This window comes from Candidatus Baltobacteraceae bacterium (assembly GCA_036488875.1).
In the GTDB taxonomy this organism is placed as follows: domain Bacteria; phylum Vulcanimicrobiota; class Vulcanimicrobiia; order Vulcanimicrobiales; family Vulcanimicrobiaceae; genus JAFAHZ01.
In genome coordinates this window covers 190,223-205,718 of record DASXGW010000003.1, presented here as the reverse complement: position 1 = coordinate 205,718, position 15,496 = coordinate 190,223, and the positions used below count along the sequence as shown (strand labels likewise).

The 15,496-nt window shown below is 63.3% G+C and carries 18 protein-coding genes; 9 read left to right on the top strand and 9 right to left on the bottom strand.

Annotated features, from left to right (window positions below):
* Window positions 1–14 precede the first annotated feature (14 nt).
* Genes VGG89_05315 through VGG89_05305 form a run of 3 tightly spaced genes read right to left on the bottom strand, consistent with a single transcriptional unit; the run spans window position 15 to window position 1,717 of the window.
* Window positions 15–1,082 carry a hypothetical protein gene (locus VGG89_05315; GenBank protein ID HEY1975937.1) on the bottom strand — a complete coding sequence of 356 codons (1,068 nt, stop codon included), beginning with the start codon at window positions 1,080–1,082 and terminating at the stop codon, window positions 15–17.
* Window positions 1,083–1,121: 39 nt separating this feature from the next.
* Window positions 1,122–1,505, bottom strand: a complete 384-nt coding sequence (locus VGG89_05310) for a GntR family transcriptional regulator (GenBank protein ID HEY1975936.1) — start codon at window positions 1,503–1,505, stop codon at window positions 1,122–1,124.
* Window positions 1,502–1,717 (bottom strand): hypothetical protein, encoded by a 216-nt coding sequence (locus VGG89_05305; protein HEY1975935.1) that lies wholly within the window; start codon window positions 1,715–1,717, stop codon window positions 1,502–1,504. Before VGG89_05305 ends, VGG89_05310 begins: the two co-directional genes overlap by 4 nt.
* 512 nt (window positions 1,718–2,229) lie before the next feature.
* Here VGG89_05305 and VGG89_05300 point away from each other — a divergent pair.
* The 4 genes from VGG89_05300 to VGG89_05285 are packed head-to-tail and all read left to right on the top strand — an operon-like array spanning window position 2,230 to window position 6,661.
* Window positions 2,230–4,383, top strand: coding sequence for a penicillin acylase family protein (locus VGG89_05300; protein ID HEY1975934.1), 2,154 nt, complete (start codon window positions 2,230–2,232; stop codon window positions 4,381–4,383).
* Window positions 4,383–5,576, top strand: a complete 1,194-nt coding sequence (locus VGG89_05295) for an acyltransferase (GenBank protein HEY1975933.1) — start codon at window positions 4,383–4,385, stop codon at window positions 5,574–5,576. Before VGG89_05300 ends, VGG89_05295 begins: the two co-directional genes overlap by 1 nt.
* On the top strand, window positions 5,534–5,962 hold the full coding sequence (locus tag VGG89_05290; protein ID HEY1975932.1) for a hypothetical protein: 429 nt from the start codon (window positions 5,534–5,536) through the stop codon (window positions 5,960–5,962). The genes VGG89_05295 and VGG89_05290 overlap by 43 nt, the downstream gene beginning before the upstream one ends.
* Window positions 5,963–5,971: 9 nt before the next feature.
* Window positions 5,972–6,661: a hypothetical protein gene (locus VGG89_05285; protein ID HEY1975931.1), complete on the top strand. Its 690-nt coding sequence runs from the start codon at window positions 5,972–5,974 to the stop codon at window positions 6,659–6,661.
* Between the two features lie 6 nt (window positions 6,662–6,667).
* On the opposite strand, the gene VGG89_05280 is transcribed toward VGG89_05285, so the two are convergent.
* Window positions 6,668–7,036, bottom strand: coding sequence for a hypothetical protein (locus VGG89_05280; GenBank protein ID HEY1975930.1), 369 nt, complete (start codon window positions 7,034–7,036; stop codon window positions 6,668–6,670).
* 155 nt (window positions 7,037–7,191) lie between these two features.
* Between VGG89_05280 and VGG89_05275 the strand changes: the two genes are divergently transcribed.
* From VGG89_05275 to VGG89_05255, 5 genes are read left to right on the top strand one after another with little or no spacing between them, the layout of a single operon-like run.
* A complete protein-coding gene (locus tag VGG89_05275) occupies window positions 7,192–8,100 on the top strand; it encodes a DMT family transporter (GenBank protein ID HEY1975929.1) in 909 nt (302 codons plus the stop codon).
* Window position 8,101: 1 nt separating this feature from the next.
* The gene (locus VGG89_05270; protein ID HEY1975928.1) at window positions 8,102–8,296 is read left to right on the top strand and encodes a DUF3311 domain-containing protein; all 195 of its coding nucleotides are present in this window, start codon (window positions 8,102–8,104) and stop codon (window positions 8,294–8,296) included.
* Window positions 8,289–9,758, top strand: a complete 1,470-nt coding sequence (locus VGG89_05265) for a sodium:solute symporter (protein HEY1975927.1) — start codon at window positions 8,289–8,291, stop codon at window positions 9,756–9,758. The genes VGG89_05270 and VGG89_05265 overlap by 8 nt, the downstream gene beginning before the upstream one ends.
* Window positions 9,742–10,131: a RidA family protein gene (locus VGG89_05260; GenBank protein ID HEY1975926.1), complete on the top strand. Its 390-nt coding sequence runs from the start codon at window positions 9,742–9,744 to the stop codon at window positions 10,129–10,131. The genes VGG89_05265 and VGG89_05260 overlap by 17 nt, the downstream gene beginning before the upstream one ends.
* Window positions 10,128–10,790 carry a VOC family protein gene (locus tag VGG89_05255; GenBank protein ID HEY1975925.1) on the top strand — a complete coding sequence of 221 codons (663 nt, stop codon included), beginning with the start codon at window positions 10,128–10,130 and terminating at the stop codon, window positions 10,788–10,790. The genes VGG89_05260 and VGG89_05255 overlap by 4 nt, the downstream gene beginning before the upstream one ends.
* Here the strand turns inward: VGG89_05255 and VGG89_05250 are convergent, their stop codons facing one another.
* The 5 genes from VGG89_05250 to VGG89_05230 all read right to left on the bottom strand — a co-directional run bounded on the left by VGG89_05250 (window position 10,791) and on the right by VGG89_05230 (window position 15,490).
* Window positions 10,791–11,207: a hypothetical protein gene (locus VGG89_05250; GenBank protein ID HEY1975924.1), complete on the bottom strand. Its 417-nt coding sequence runs from the start codon at window positions 11,205–11,207 to the stop codon at window positions 10,791–10,793.
* A gap of 80 nt (window positions 11,208–11,287) precedes the next feature.
* Window positions 11,288–11,929, bottom strand: coding sequence for a hypothetical protein (locus tag VGG89_05245; protein ID HEY1975923.1), 642 nt, complete (start codon window positions 11,927–11,929; stop codon window positions 11,288–11,290).
* Window positions 11,926–13,548, bottom strand: a complete 1,623-nt coding sequence (locus VGG89_05240) for an AMP-binding protein (protein HEY1975922.1) — start codon at window positions 13,546–13,548, stop codon at window positions 11,926–11,928. The genes VGG89_05245 and VGG89_05240 overlap by 4 nt, the downstream gene beginning before the upstream one ends.
* Window positions 13,545–14,699, bottom strand: coding sequence for an acyl-CoA dehydrogenase family protein (locus tag VGG89_05235; protein HEY1975921.1), 1,155 nt, complete (start codon window positions 14,697–14,699; stop codon window positions 13,545–13,547). Before VGG89_05235 ends, VGG89_05240 begins: the two co-directional genes overlap by 4 nt.
* Window positions 14,699–15,490 (bottom strand): enoyl-CoA hydratase family protein, encoded by a 792-nt coding sequence (locus VGG89_05230; protein ID HEY1975920.1) that lies wholly within the window; start codon window positions 15,488–15,490, stop codon window positions 14,699–14,701. Before VGG89_05230 ends, VGG89_05235 begins: the two co-directional genes overlap by 1 nt.
* Window positions 15,491–15,496: the final 6 nt, after the last annotated feature.

Here is a 15,496-nt window from a genome sequence, read left to right as displayed (position 1 = left end):
AAATTCGTCACGCACTAAGGCTGCCAGACAGCCAAACCGGACGGATATGTCACGCCGTTGCGCCCACCGCCGCTGGCCGTCCACGCGGGGATGCCCTTTCCTGGCGGATACATGACGACGTTTCCGCTGCCGGTACCGCCGCGCCCATTGGCGACGTAGAGGTCTCCCTGCGGATCCACGATCATGGCACGAATGCGGTGGATCCCCTGATTCACTGAGCGGAACAACGTAAAGCTGTAGGGCTTGTAAACGGCTACGGCGCCGTCGAGATCGCGCCATGCTCCTTGGTATCCCGCATAGAGATAATCGTTTTGATCCAGTGACAGGAAATACGAACACCCAGGTTTGCTGCGAATCAATACACCCGTTGGGGAGTATACATCGATGCCGCCGCTGCCTTGCGGACAAACATCCGCGTAGACGTGCCCCGCCGAATCGACGGCTATCGCGTCTGCGTTAGACGCGGGAATCGTCTCGATGGGGCTGGTCCCCGTTGGGCCGTAAACCTGTATCTCGTTACTTGCGACGTAAAGATTAGACGATCGATCCACGGCGATGGCTTCGGGAGATCCGAAGTCATACGGTAACACCGGAATCGTGCGAAGCAGGGTTACAGCACCCTCCGAGTATTCGACTATGCCGGCCGCTCCAATGCCGTCCGACGCGACAAAATACACGTCATTCTGCGCATCGATGACGATCGGAGTTTGCAAAGAATTCTTGAATGCTCCGGGGACAGTGCGAATCAAATACGATAGGCCCGGCGCGTAGACGTACAACGAGCCCTCTGCGATAACGTAGACGTTGCCGTCGTGGTCCACAGCGATACCGGCGGGATGTACGGTATCCCGTGCAATTCGCAACGCCGTCGGTTGACCCACACGGAAGGCCGTCGTCATGCCCTTTTGTTTCGACTGCGTTGGGCCTTTGCTCGCGATGTACAGGTACGCAGCGGCGCTCGATGTTGGGGACGTCACCAAAGCCGGACCGCCGGGAGCCGGAACCGCGGTCGGCGCCGAGGAGCACGCTGTAAGCAAGCCAAGCAGCAGCGCAGCGAATCCGGCGGGCGTGGGGCGAAGCATACCTGAGAAACGTTCCGCCATTATCGTCCGGTTCCCGCGTTAGGTGTCGCCCTCGGCCTGGCGAAGGGCTATCGAGACTTCTTGCGACGTGAAGCCGCGCTGACGCAGCGTCTCCACGAACTTCGTGACGGTGTCGCGTAACGCGCGAGCTCGTTCGGTGCGATCGCGCTTTGGCGCGTCGTCGGCTACGTGCGTGCCGCGGCGGCCGTCGCTCACGAGCCAGCCGGACTCCTGTAACTCCGCATACGCGCGCGCTACCGTGTTGGGCGCGATGCCGAGATCGCCGGCCAGCTGTCGCACCGTCGGAAGGGGCGCTCCCGGCTTTAAATCGCCCCGTTCGATGGCGGATACTAACTGGTCGACGATTTGCCGGTACGGCGGAGCTTCCGCGGCCTCGTCGACGACGATGAACTGTTGGCTCACGCTACGACGAGACGCCGATATTGCAGGCGCAGATTGAACGTCAGTGCTACCGGAAACGTTACCATGGCCGCCACGTACAGCCAAACGAAGTACTCCGTGTGCGGCAGTCCCCAATGCATGAGGCTGAACAGCGCAAAAATCGGAGCGATCGCGAGCACGCAGAGTCCGTTGACGCGAGTGCGCCGAATTCGTTCGTCAACGGTGAGTTCCATCGCGAATACGTGAGTACGATCGCAACGGCCATCGCGAAGCAAGCGCCGGCGTACGGCAGCACCATCGGAACACGCGGAATAAAAACGCTGGCCGCCACGAGTATGGTAAAGATGCCGACGAGGCGGAACGCATTCAGGCTCATGCGTTGCGCGCCCGAACGCGCCTCCAATACATGCCACAAGCGCGCCTGCGTCTCGGAATCGAGATCGCGCTGCGCCTCCTAAACGTTGCGCCGACATCGGTGAACGATTGCGGCGACAGTACTTCCAAGGCGCCTATCGCGAGCAAACCGGCGGCGACCACAGGCGATAGGTCAAAATGAGCGGCCGTGCCGACCATCGAGTCTCCTTTTCATGGCAGATCTTATTGTATTAACACCCTAATACAAACCGAAGCTTTGTGTCAATAGGTTGATACAAAGCATTCGCCTGCGAGGCGCCTGCCCTTCGACTTCGCGCCCTTCGGGCGCTACGCTCAGGATGACATCGGGCGGAGCGCCAATGCTCGGGCTATGAAGCTGCTCGCCGCCGTCGGCCTCTTGCTCGCCTTGGGGTCGGCCGGCACGGTAAGGCCCGACATGGCGCGGTGGCAGCGTGAGGCGGCCGACGTCACGATCGTGCGCGACGATTGGGGCATCGCGCACGTTCACGGCAAGACCGACGCCGATGCCGTTTTCGGGGCGATCTACGCGCAGGCCGAAGACGATTTCGATCGCGTCGAAACCAACTATTTGACCGCGTTAGGGCGCACCGCCGAGTTCGAGGGCGAGAACGCGATCTACGCCGATCTACGCTATCGCTTCTACGCCGATCCCGCGAAGCTCCAAGCGTTGTACGACCGAAGTCCGGCAAACCTGCGCAAGCTCATGGACGCGTGGGCGGACGGCCTCAACTATTTCCTCGCAACGCATCCAAAGGTCCATCCGAAAGTGCTGCGGCATTTCGAGCCGTGGATGGCGCTCAGCTTTACCGAAGGCAGCATCGGCGGCGATATCGAGGATATTTCGCCCATCGGACTGCGCGCGTTTTACGGCGAGGGCCGCGCCGTCGCACTGACGCGACGCACGGACGAGCAGCTGCGCGACATCGGATCGAACGGCATCGCCCTGGCGCCGTCGATGACCAAGCAGGGACGCGCGCTGCTGCTCATCAACCCGCACACGTCCTTCTACTTCCGCTCCGAGCTCCAGATGCGCAGCGACGAAGGTCTCGATGCTTACGGCGCCGCAACGTGGGGTCAGTTTTTCATCTATCAAGGCTTCAATCAAAACATCGGCTGGATGCACACCAGCACCGGCGTCAACGACGTCGACTTTTTTGCCGAAACGATCGTGCGCAAGAACGGCGAGCTCTGCTATCGTTACGGCTCGCAGCTGCGCCCCGTGACGGTCTCGTCGGTCACGTTACGTTACCGGACCCGCGGAGGCGATCTCGCGTCGCGGACGCTTACCGTCTACCGCACTCATCACGGTCCCATCGTCGCCAAAGAGGGCTCCAAATGGATCGCCGTCGCGCTGATGGACAAGCCGGTCGCGGCGCTCAGCCAGTCGTTTTATCGAACCAAAGCCGCCGATTTCGCGTCGTACCGCGCGATCGCCGACCGCTACAAAGCCAACTCCTCGAACAATACGATCTTCGCCGACCGCAAGGGCGAGATCGCCTTCATGACCCCGCAGTTCATTCCGCGGCGAGACAACCGATTCGACTACACGAAAACCGTCGACGGATCGAATCCAGCCACCGATTGGCGCGGTCTTCTTCCGTTGAGCGCGATGCCTAACGTGGTCGATCCGCCCAACGGGTGGGTCTTCAACTCCAACGATTGGGCGTATTCGGCTGCCGGCAGCCATAGCCCTAAGCGCAGTGCCTATCCGCGGTACATGGACCAGCTCGGTCCAAATATGCGCGGCGTGCACGACACGCGGCTGCTGACGGGCCGGCGCAACTTCACGCTCGACTCTCTGCAAGCCGCGGCTTTCGATTCCTACTTGCCGGCCTTTGCTGAAATGATTCCGCGCCTGATCGCCGCGTACGATGAGCTGCCCAAGAGCGATCCGCGCGTCGCGGCGTTGCGCGGACCGATTGCGATGCTGCGCTCGTGGAACTACCGCTGGGCGGCGACGTCGATTCCGACGACCCTGGCCGTCTATTGGGGCGACACGCTGCGCGGCGCAGTGCGCCGTGAAGAGGACGAACTGGAAGCGACGTATTCGCGCATGCTCTACGCACCGCGCGACAAGAAACTCGCGGCGCTCGTCCATGCGGTCGGGCAGCTCGATGCCGACTTTGGAACGTGGCGCACGCCCTGGGGTACGGTCAATCGCTTCCAACGCCTCGACGACGACATCGACGCGCGCTTCTACGATGACAAACCCAGCATTCCGGTGCCGTTCACGTCAGGCTTTTGGGGCTCGCTCGCCGCGTTCTACACGACGCAGACCCAAACGAAGCGGCGTTACGGTATTTCGGGAAACAGCTTCGTCGCCGTCGTGGAGTTCGGCGATCGCGTACGAGCGCGAGCAGTGACGGCGGGCGGCGAAAGCGGCAACCCGGCGTCGCCGCACTTCAACGACGAAGCCGCCCGCTATGCCTCAGGCAACCTGCGCGACGTCTACTACTACGCCGATCAGCTCGCCCGCCACACGGCTCGTACGTACCACCCGTAATGGCGGCTAGCGGAACCCTTCACGAAGAGAAACGGCTCGGCGTTTTAGACGGACTGCGCGGTATCGCCGTCCTGCTCGTGTTGTGGTATCACGTCTGGGAGATCTCGTGGCTCCCGGCGCCCGCATCGTGGCTGGAGTTCGTGCCCGAGACCGGCTTCATTGGCGTCCATCTGTTCTTCTTTCTTAGCGGATTCGTGATCTCGTATCCGTTCGTTCGCGCGGTCGCGCTCGGCCGCGCTCAACCGAGCTGGTCGCACTTCGCGTGGCGGCGATTTCTGAAAATCGTGCCGTCCTACGTGCTCGCCATCGGCGTAGCGTACGCGATCGGCTACGCGCAGGTACAGCCCAACGCGAACACCCTGCCCGACATCGTGACGCACTTGCTCTTTATTCACACGTGGTTTCCCGATCGCTACGGCACCATCAACGGCGTGATGTGGACGCTCGCCGTCGAGGTCGAGTTCTACTGCATCTTTCCGCTGATCTGGCAAAGCTTCAAGCGCGCGCCGTGGTTAACCGCAGCGGTTATGATCGCGATCGCGTGGATATGGCGCGCGTGGTACGCCAAGTGCTGCATGCAGACGCTCTTTCCGACCTACGAAGAGAACCTGCCCGGCTACCTGGACATCTTCGCCTGCGGCATGATCGCGTCGTACGCGTTCGTACGCTTCGGCGATCGCATTCGCGCGTCGCGCTTGGGGGTAGCCGCGCCGGTCGTCGCCTTGGCCGGCATCGTCGGGCTCGTCGCACTGCTCCAGAATCTGTTCGGCTTTCGCCTCGCCGACCAGTGGGCCGGCGTGTGGCAGATCGACAAGCGTCCGCTGCTCGGCGGCTGCTTTGCGCTGGTCGCCTTTGGATCGCTGCTGGCGCCGGCGTGGTGGCAGCTGCTCTTCGATAACCCGCCGCTGCGCTTTCTGGCGGCGATTTCGTACAATCTCTACCTCTACCACCAACTCATTGCGCGCGATCTGCTGAAGTTCCATATTCCGCCGTACATTGGCGACGATCCCCACTTCGATCCGCAGTGGCAAGTGCGCTACACCCAGATCGCCTTTGCCGCGACGATCGCGCAAGCGGCGCTCGTGACCTACGTCTTCGAACGGCCGCTGCTAGGTCTTCCGCTGCCCCCAAGGTGGGCACTGCGCCCGGCGTGGGCACGCTTTTCGAAACCACGATCGCGATCGGGATCTTAGCGACGGTCGCCGGCGCGACGCTGGGCGTCAGCGCGATGGCGTCACATGCCGCCGCAAACGCTGCGATGCGGGGCGTCATGCAAGACGCAGCCGAGGGCGAGATGCGTGTGGCGCTCGACGTGCTGAAGTATCAAGGCGGTGCGCTCGCACCGGCGTCGATCGCGACGACGCTTCCGCTTGCGAGCGCGTCACCGCTGCCCGTTCGAATCTCCGTCAGCTCGTCGGTAGCGCCGGACGGCGCGACGTCGATAACCGTCGGCGTCGTTGCGATCGGCGATCCGACGCAGCAGATCGCGTTGACCGGAACCCTCGACCGCCGCGCGCCGCTGCCCGGTTCGATCCTGCACGCGCCGGGGTTGGCAGCAGCGCCGACCGGCGCGCCTTAGGAACTTCCGATGCTGCTGCGAACGCTCTTCGTCTTGGTGCTGTTTACGGCGCTGTCGGAAACCATCGTTCACGGCGCGCACGCCCTCGCGCAAGGGCTGCTTCGGCGCGAAGCCGCCGTCGCGGTACGTCAGGAGCTCGCCTCCGCAACGGTTCAATCGCGCGAGAGCATCGCCGCCGCCATCGCGGCCGGAGCCGATCCGCGCGACGCGCTTCCCGTCGCGCCGTCGCCGGCGGCGACGTGCGCGATCGCCACGACCGCGGGCTGCGCGCTCCAAGCGAAAGCAACGATTGCGTTTTCGCTTGCCTCCGCAACCGCGTCGCCCTGTCCCAGCGGCGGCTGCACGATCTACGAACAAGACAACGACGCCGTAACCGAAGGCCGCGTCATCGCTGACGTCACCGCCGAGGCATCGAGCGCGAGCGGAACGATCCTCGCGTCGCGCGACGCGCGACTGACGTTCCGAACGTGGCGCGTTGCGCCGTACGCCGCGCTGACCGGAACGCTCGACGAATCGCTGGAAGCGTTAGCGCCGGCCGGCGCCGGAGATGATGGAGGCGCGGTACCGAACGGCACCGCGCCTGGGACTCTCATCGACGTTCTCTATGAAAACCAGCGAACGGGCGCAACCATACCTGCAAACGTATGGCATACGGAGATTCAGCGTCAGGCGGTAACCCCGTCCGCCTGGTCGCCGTAACGCGGACTACGTCGCGGGTGCAGTCTTGAAGATATTCGTGGTCAAGTCCGCGATCACGGGAACGCGAACTTCTTTGCCCTGAAATGCGGTGATCATCGTCCAGAGCCACAGGACGAACCACAGCAATCCAATGAGCGGCAGAATCAGGCCGAGAATGTGCACGATTCCGGTCAAGAATATCAGCGCGAACTCGAGGACGATATATACGCCCCACAGCGTGATCGACTGCGCCGCGGCCCATTTCACGAACGTGTTCGTGCCGCCGCCGACGAGCATGACGATGCCGCCGATGATGCCGAACAGATACGCAAGACCTGCAGCGACGTTGGGTTGAAGACCGAATGGGGTGTCCGAGGGAGGCTGGGAAACCGACATTGCACGCCCTTTCGTTGATTGAAGTCTTCGGTTATGGGGAAGCCTGTTAGCCCCGCGTCCCCTACGAACCTTGTGGCAGCTCGGCGCTCCTTCCCAGCAGCCAGGCGTTTGCTCGTCGCGGGCCTTTCTGACCGCGTCCACGAACAGCGCCGCTCGTGCTCGTTTACGGCGGTTTGCTCTACGTAATCGTCTGCTGGGGCCTCAACGTAGTGCTGATGAAAGGCGCGTTTGCGCACTTAGATCCGCTCGCGTTTACGGCACTGCGCTTCCTCGCCATGACCCCGCTGGCGTTCGGCCTGGTCTACGCGACCGGGGAGCGCGTCCACGTCCGTCGCCAGGACATCGTCCCCCTCGTGGTGTGCGCCGCCTGCGGCTACGGCATCTATCAGTACCTCTGGACGCTGGGACTCGCCAACACCAGCGCGTTTGCGTCGTCGCTGCTCGGCGCGACCGCGCCCGTATTCACTTTAGTGATCCTAGCGCTTACCGGCCACGAACGAATTCGCGCGCTGCGCTGGGCCGGCGCTGCGGTCGCGCTCCTCGGCATCGCGGTTTTCGAAGGCGCGTTTGCCGGACATGCGACGTTTCGCATCGGCGACTTGCTCACGCTGCTGTCATCGGTGTCGTTTGCCGGCTACAACGTCGCCACCGCGCGACTGATTGGGCGGTATTCGCCCGTCGCACTGGTCGCGATCACGATGACGATCGGCGGACTGATGCTCTATCCGGCCGGCATTCCGCGATTACTTCACGCCGATTTGCTGACGATGGGCTGGAATGTCTGGGGGCCGTTTGCCTTCGCGGTCGTCTTCCCGATCGTCTTGACGTGGCCGGTGTGGAACTATGGCATCGCCAAGATCGGTGCGGCGCGGGCGGGACTCTTCGGCTTTCTCGTACCGATCGTCGCCGGCATCGCCAGCACGCTGATACTGCACGCACGATTCGAGCCGCATCAGCTGCTCGGCGCCGGCATTTGTTTGGCCGGAATGACGTTTGCGACAATTTTCGGGCGGTTCTCGCTAGGCGCGATTTGGGCGGAACGCTCGATGCCGTTGGAACGATAGCGTGAATAAGCGCAAGGCGTATTGGTTGCTCGTCGTGCCGTTCGTGGCACTTCTGCTGCCGTTTCTCTACAATCGCCCCGAGCCGGTGCTCTTCGGGATGCCGTTCTTCTATTGGTATCAACTGCTCTGGGTGTTAATTACCGGCGGTCTGTTAGGACTCGTCGTTTATCTCACGCGGGACGCGGGCGATGTCTAGCGGTTCGATCGTTCTGCTGGTACTGGTCGGTGCCGTCACGATTATGGGCTTCCTCGCCGCTCGCTGGGGCGGCGCCAACCTCAACTCGATCGAGGAATGGGCGCTGGGCGGACGCAGGTTCGGCACTCTCGTGTCGTGGTTTTTGCTGGGCGGCGATCTGTATACGGCCTACACGTTCATCGCCGTTCCCGCATTGGTCTATGGCGTCGGCGCGCTAGGCTTCTTCGCCGTTCCGTACGCGACGATCGCTTATCCCGTCGCCCTCGTCGTCTTGGTGCGGTTTTGGGGGATCGCGCGCGAGCGCGGCTATCTGACGACGGCCGATTTCGTGCGCGACCGCTATAACGATCGCGCACTGGAGGTCGCCATCGCGCTGACCGGCGTCGTTGCGGCGATGCCGTACATCGCGCTGCAGTTGGCGGGAATGAAGACGGTCTTCGCGCAGATCGGCGGCGGCTTCGCGGCGCACGACGGACTTTTCGCCCTCACCATTGCGTTCGTGCTGCTTGCGGGCTACACGTACACCAGCGGACTGCGCGCGCCGGCGCTCATCGCATTCGTGAAGGACACACTCATTTACGTCACCGTCATTGCGGCGATCGTCGTGATCCCAGCCAAGCTCGGCGGCTGGGCGCACGTGTTTTCCGCGTCGCAAGCAGTGCTCGCCGCGCGCCCGAAACCGTCGTCGATTTTCTTGACGCCGTCGCAGTACTTCACGTACGCGACGATGGCGTTCGGTTCCGCGCTCTCACTGTTCATCTATCCGCACTCGATTACCAGCGTGCTCTCGGCCAAGAGCAAGGAAGTCCTGCGGCGCAATGCCGCGCTCTTACCGATCTATTCGCTGCTGCTCGGATTGCTCGCGCTGCTGGGGTACTGCGCGTTGGCAGCGGGCATCAAGGTTCCGCAGTCGGCCGCCAGCAACGTCGTGCCGCTGCTCTTCCGGCAGTTCTTTCCCGACTGGTTTGCCGGCGTGGCCGATGCGGCGGTGGTGATCGGCGCGCTGGTTCCCGCAGCCATCATGTGCATCGGCGCGGCGAATCTGTTCGCCAGCAACGTCTTCGCGGAGTTTTCGACGCAGCGGCCGCCGGGCGAAACGCGCGTCGCGAAGCTGCTGACGCTCGCGATGTGCGCCGCGGCGCTTGTAGTGATCTTCTTCGTGCGCGTCCCGTACGTCATCGACTTTCAACTGATCGGCGGCGCGCTGATGCTCCAGATCTTCCCGGCCTTCGTCCTGGGCTTGTGGACGCGCGCCCTTCATCCAAAGGCGCTTTTTGCGGGTTGGGCCTGCGGCCTGATCGCAAGCTGTGCCATGGCCTACGCGACCGGCTTCAATTCGAACTTCACGATTCATGCGTTCGGCGGCTCGTTAACCGGCTTCATTGCACTCTACGCGCTGGTTGTCAATCTTGCGGTTTCCGGGTTGTTGACGCTACCATTACGGCGTGCAGATAAATCCTGAAGGCTGGCCGCGACCCAGCGGCTTTTCCAACGGCGTCGTCGCGACGGGCCGATTCTTGGCCATCTCCGGCCAAATCGGCTGGGACGAGCAGCTGCAGCTGGTCTCCGACGATTTCCTGGACCAAGCGTGTCAAGCGCTCAGCAACGTCATGGACATCCTCGCGGCCGCGGGCGGCAAGCCCGAACACCTCGTTCGGCTGACCTGGTACATTACCGACAAGAACGAGTACCGTGCGTGCTTACGCGAGCTCGGCGCGTGCTACAAGAAAATCGTCGGCGAGCATTATCCCGCGATGGCGCTCGTGCAGGTGGCGGCGCTGCTCGAAGAAGGCGCCAAGATCGAAATCGAAGCGACGGCAGTCCTTCCGGAATGAAGCCTGCGCTCGACCACTTCGTGTTGATCTGCGACCCAGGCGCACCGCAAGCCGACGCACTCACGGCGCTCGGTCTGCTCGAAGGCTCCGCGAACGTACATCACGGACAAGGCACGGCCAATCGGCGGTTCTTCTTTCACAACGCCTATCTCGAGCTCGTTTGGGTCGACGACCTCAGTGCGTCGCGCGCCGAGCCGGCGTTTCGCACGCGGCTGTGGGAACGTTGGGTACGCCGTCACGACGGCGCGTGTCCGTTCGGCATCGCGCTGCGTCCCGACGATCCGGTCGACGCCGAGGCACCGCCGCCCTTTCCAACGTGGGCCTATCACGCGCCCTATCTGCCGTCGCAAGTCGCGATCGGCATCGCGCTCGCGACGCCGCTGACCGAGCCGGAGTTTCTCTACGTGAACTTCGCGACGTCGCCGCAAGCAAAAGCGCGCGAGCCGCTCGAACATCCGCTTGGCCTTCGCGAGCTCACGCACGTGCGCATCGCGGCGCCGGGCGGTGCTCAGTCACCCGGAGCCAGAACGGCGGCGGGATTAGGCATAGCGAGCTTCGCCGAAGAGAACGACTACGTCGCGGAACTGTTCTTCGATCACGCCGTCAAAGGCGAGAGCGCCGACTTACGCCCAGAACTACCGTTACTGCTGCGCTGGTAACTACTTTAAGAGTTCGTCGGAGTTTATATTGAAGCCAGAGATCTTCCAGGCTCCTCGCTGATGTGCAATGACGATCTCAATCGTTCCGGGTCCCTTCTGGAAGCGCGCGTTAAGTCCGTAGTCTTCGGTCGTAATTGGACCGGTCTGCGGGTACCAGCCGGCGTTGACGTTCCAGTTCGCCACCGTGAACGATTTCAAGGGTCCCAGCTTGCGTCGAAAAATTCCGAGCATCCACTCCATTCGCGTTCGCGGTGTCGCCTTGTAAAGCTCTGGAGAGGCCTCTTTATCGAGGTCAATGGCGCTCCAGGTTCCCATAACGCGAGGAAGCGTGGATTTCAGGTAATCCTCACCGTTCGCGCCGTTCTTGTCGGTCAGCGACGTGCCCGCGCAAGCGCAGCAAAACAGCAAGTAACCCATGCATAAAAGGCGGCTCCAAAATTTCACGGCGCAACATTTCGGTGACGAGGCCTGCTTGCCTGCGGTCTGGGACAAAACGCCTACATCTTGCCAGCTGAATCGAGCACGTCGCCGTACTCGAGAACCTGCGCGATGCCGCGCTCGTCCATGAACGCAATCGGAATTCCCTGCGCGATTCCCTCGGCCATTTGCGCGCGATCTTGCGCGTGAACGTGCAGCGACGCGCATTGCGCGAGCTTCACGCCGGCAACAACGGTATCGGCAACGCGGACAGCGATCGAGCCCTTCGCGAGTTGCGCGAGGATCACGAACCCGCGTTGCATCTCGATCGATAGCCAAGCGTCGTCGTGCCGCTCTTGCGTCCACGCGATCGTTCCGTCGCAGGGTGCCAGCACCGGCCGCTCGCCGGCGCCGCCGTCAACGGGAAGAAAATCGTAGGCGAAATATTGATCGCTCTCGCCTTGGTGATGGTTATGCCGGGGGTCCGGGCCACCCGCGGCGACACGCCACGGTTCGGCAAACGGCGACTCGAGCACGATCGGATCGACGGCGCGCCGCCACCAGCGCTGCGCTTCGAACCGCCGGTCGACCAGCCACCACACCGCGATGAGCACGACGAAACACGCGATGGCGAGGAAGCCGGCGCGCGCGATCTGGCCGCCCGCGAAACCCACACCGACCGCGGCGAAGATCGCGACGAGCAGCGCCCGCTGCGGCTTCATTCGATCGCTGCTTGCTGCCGGAGCTTATACCGCTGGACTTTTCCGGTCTCCGTTCGCGGCAGCTCGCGCACGAACTCGATCTCGCGCGGCGCTTTGAACGGCGCGATCTGCGACTTGCAAAACTCGCGCAGCTCGTCGGCCTTCCATTCGGTGGCCGCGCACCCGTCGGCGAGCACGATGAACGCCTTGACGATATGCGTTTCTTTCTCGAGGTCGGGCTTGCCGATGACGGCGACTTCTTTGACGTCGGCATGGGCGATGAGTGCTTGTTCTACCTCGGGACCGGAGATGTTGTACCCGGCAGAGACGATCATATCGTCGGTACGCGCGACGTACCAGCAGTAGCCGTCGTCGTCCATACGGTACGCGTCGCCGGGATAGTTCCAACCGTTTTGCACGTAGTTGGCTTGGCGCTCGTCCTGCAGGTACTTACAACCCGTCGGACCTTTGACGGCGAGCCGGCCGATGGTGCCGTTGGACACGCGGTTACCGTCTTCGTCGTGAACTTCGGCCACGTAACCCGGTACGGCGCGGCCCGTCGAGCCGCCGACGATTTCGTCGACCGGAGCCCCGACAAAAATGTGCAGCATCTCGGTGCTGCCGATGCCGTCCATGATTTTGAGTCCGGTTTTGTCGCGCCACGCCTCCCAAACCGGTTTGGGCAATGTCTCGCCGGCCGAAACGCACGTGCGCAGCGTTCCAACGTTGCAGCGATCCACCATCCCGCACATCGCGCGATAGGCGATCGGCGCGGTAAAGATCGTTGTCACGCCGTGCTCGGCGATGCCGCGCATCAAATGCTCGGGACCCGCCTGCTCGAGCAAAAGCGTGGCCGCGCCGATAGCCAGCGGAAAGAGCAGCAACCCGCCCAGCCCAAACGTAAACGCCAACGGCGGACTGCCGCAAAACAGATCGTCCGGTCGCGACCGCAGCACGCGCGCACCGTACGAGTCGCACGTGGCCAGAATGTCGCGATGGTAGTGCATCGCCGCTTTGGGCTCGCCGGTGGTTCCCGAGGTAAACGCGATCATCGCCACGTCCTCGGCGGCGGTGTCGACGATCGGAAACTCGTCGGATCGGTCGCGCATGGCAAACTCGAGCTCGTCCCCGTCGCCGCCAAAATGCAGCGTTCTAACGCCGCCAGACGCGTCGCATGCGGCCGCGAGTTCGTCGCGCAGGCGCACGTCGCATAGCGCGAGCTTGACCTGCGCCTTCTCCATCATGAAGCGCAGTTCGTTGGCACGATAGAGCGGCATCGTCGTCACCGCAATCGCTCCGGCTTTGAGCACGCCGAGCCAACACGCCGCCAGCATCGGGTTGTTGGGCGCGCGCAACAGCACGCGATTTCCCGGCACGACGCCAAGATCTTCAACGAGCACGCGCGCGATGCGATTGGCCTTGGACGCAAGTTCGGCATACGTCCAGAACGGCTGCCCCGGCGCGACGATGCAGCGCCGTTCCCCGTTGCCTGCCGCGATGTGGCGATCGAGTAAGTGCGCTGCCGCGTTGATCCGCTGCGGATAACGCAGTTCGGGCAAGGTGAAGAGCAGCTCCGGCATATGCTCGGGCCGCGGAAGCCTATCCTCGGCGAAGGTGTCGGCGTGCGCGCTGAGTTTCACTGCGCGTCGAGCGTCTGCTTGGCAATCACCAGTTGTTGGATTTCGCTGGCTCCTTCGTAAATGCGTAAGGCGCGAACGTCGCGGTAGAGCCGCTCCACGATCTCGCCGTGCGTCACGCCGCGACCGCCGAAGAGCTGTACGGCGCGATCGCAGACGCGCCCGGCCGCCTCGGTCGCGAACCACTTCGCCATCGCGGCTTCGCGCGTGATGCGCGGCGCTCCGGCGTCCTTCGTCCACGCGGCCCGATAGACCAGCAGGGCGGCGGCGTCGACGTCGGTCGCCATCTCCGCAATCGCCGCTTGCGTCAACTGCAGCGCAGCCAGCGGCGCTCCGAAGAGCTCGCGTTTCTTGACGTGCGCGAGCGATTCGTCCAGCGCCCGGCGCGCGAAGCCCAGTGCGGCGGCGCCGACGGTGCTGCGGAACACGTCGAGCGTAGCCATCGCAATTTTGAAGCCCTCACCTTCCTTTCCGATGCGCTGCGACGGCGCCACGCGCAGCCGCTCGAAGCTGAGCGTCCCCAGCGGGTGCGGCGAGATCGTGTCGATGCGCTTGCCGACGGTAAATCCCGGCGACGTTGGATCGATCGCAAACGCGGTCAGCCCCTTCGAACCGTCGTCGCTGGTGCGCGCGAAGACGACGTACAGATCGGCGATGCCGGCGTTGGAGATCCAGGTCTTCTCGCCGTCGAGTGTATAGGTACCGTCTTTGAGAACCGCGCGCGTGCGAATTGCCGCAACGTCGGATCCCGCCTCGCGTTCGGAAAGGGCAAACGCCGGCACGCAGCGGCCGTTGGCGACCATCGGAAGATAGCGCTTTTTGAGCTCGGCGCTGCCGAACAGCGTCAGCGCGCCGCTACCCAAGCCTTGCATCGCAAACGCAAAGTCCGCCATCGCCGAATGGTACGCGAGCGCCTCGCGCGCCAGACAGAGCGTGCGCACGTCGAGATCCGTGCGCAGGCCGGTATACATATCGGGCACGCACGCGCGCAGCACCTCGCCCGACGCCAACGCGCGCACCCACGCGCGCGCGCTCGCTTCGGGCCGGCGCTCGTCGTCGAGCACGTCGCTCTTGCTGAGCCATTCGCGAACGCGTCCGTAAAACGCGCGGTGCTCCTCGTCGAAAAACGGGAGCATGAGATCCTGTATCTGCATCAGTCTCCTGCGAACTCCGGCGTCTTCTTTGCGGCGAACGCCTCGTAGGCGCGCTTGAAGTCATTGGTCTCCATGCAAATCGCTTGGGCGCGCGCTTCTGCGTCGATGGCACCGTCCAGCGGCATCGCCCACTCCTCGTGCAGCATCTTCTTGGTCATAGCGTGCGCGAACGTGGGACCCGATGCGAGTTCGTGAGCCGCCTGCTGCGCGCGCATAAGCAGTTCGTCCGGCAGACAGAGCTCGTTGAAAAAGCCCCAGTGTAACGCTTGCGCCGCGGTCATCGCTTTTCCGGTGTAGAGCAACTCGCTCGCGCGGCCGAGCCCGATGATGCGCGGCAAGATGGCGCAGGCGCCCATGTCGCACCCGGCTAAGCCGACGCGCACGAACAGAAACGCGACTTTCGCGCGTTCCGTGCCGTAGCGCAAATCCGACGCCATCGCGAGAATCGCACCGGCGCCCGCGCAGACCCCGTCGACCGCGGCGACGATCGGCTGCGGGCAGGCGCGCATCGCTTTGACGAGGTCGCCGGTCATCTGCGTGAACTCGAGCAACTCGGCGCTCGATCGCTGGGTCAGCGGCCCGATGATGTCGTGCACGTCACCGCCCGAACAGAAGTTTTCACCCGCGCCGGTGAGCACGACCACTTTTACGCTCGCGTCGGTCGCGAGCGCGCGAAACTTGTCGCGCAGCTGCGCGTACAGCTCGAACGTCAGCGGGTTCTTGCGCTCCGGGCGGTCGAGCGTAATGGTGAGAACTCGGCCGTCAACCGCGTAGCCGGCTTTAGTACTCATACTCTC

Excerpts from the sequence above, each read along its gene's own strand:
- VGG89_05315 (HEY1975937.1), bottom strand. The coding sequence starts at position 1,082 with ATGCTTCGCCCCACGCCCGCCGGATTCGCTGCGCTGCTGCTTGGCTTG.
- VGG89_05295 (HEY1975933.1), top strand. The coding sequence starts at position 4,383 with ATGGCGGCTAGCGGAACCCTTCACGAAGAGAAACGGCTCGGCGTTTTA.
- VGG89_05245 (HEY1975923.1), bottom strand. The coding sequence starts at position 11,929 with ATGAAGCCGCAGCGGGCGCTGCTCGTCGCGATCTTCGCCGCGGTCGGT.
- VGG89_05280 (HEY1975930.1), bottom strand. The coding sequence starts at position 7,036 with ATGTCGGTTTCCCAGCCTCCCTCGGACACCCCATTCGGTCTTCAACCC.
- VGG89_05305 (HEY1975935.1), bottom strand. The coding sequence starts at position 1,717 with ATGGAACTCACCGTTGACGAACGAATTCGGCGCACTCGCGTCAACGGA.
- VGG89_05250 (HEY1975924.1), bottom strand. The coding sequence starts at position 11,207 with ATGGGTTACTTGCTGTTTTGCTGCGCTTGCGCGGGCACGTCGCTGACC.
- VGG89_05300 (HEY1975934.1), top strand. The coding sequence starts at position 2,230 with ATGAAGCTGCTCGCCGCCGTCGGCCTCTTGCTCGCCTTGGGGTCGGCC.
- VGG89_05255 (HEY1975925.1), top strand. The coding sequence starts at position 10,128 with ATGAAGCCTGCGCTCGACCACTTCGTGTTGATCTGCGACCCAGGCGCA.
- VGG89_05265 (HEY1975927.1), top strand. The coding sequence starts at position 8,289 with ATGTCTAGCGGTTCGATCGTTCTGCTGGTACTGGTCGGTGCCGTCACG.
- VGG89_05235 (HEY1975921.1), bottom strand. The coding sequence starts at position 14,699 with ATGCAGATACAGGATCTCATGCTCCCGTTTTTCGACGAGGAGCACCGC.
- VGG89_05230 (HEY1975920.1), bottom strand. The coding sequence starts at position 15,490 with ATGAGTACTAAAGCCGGCTACGCGGTTGACGGCCGAGTTCTCACCATT.
- VGG89_05285 (HEY1975931.1), top strand. The coding sequence starts at position 5,972 with ATGCTGCTGCGAACGCTCTTCGTCTTGGTGCTGTTTACGGCGCTGTCG.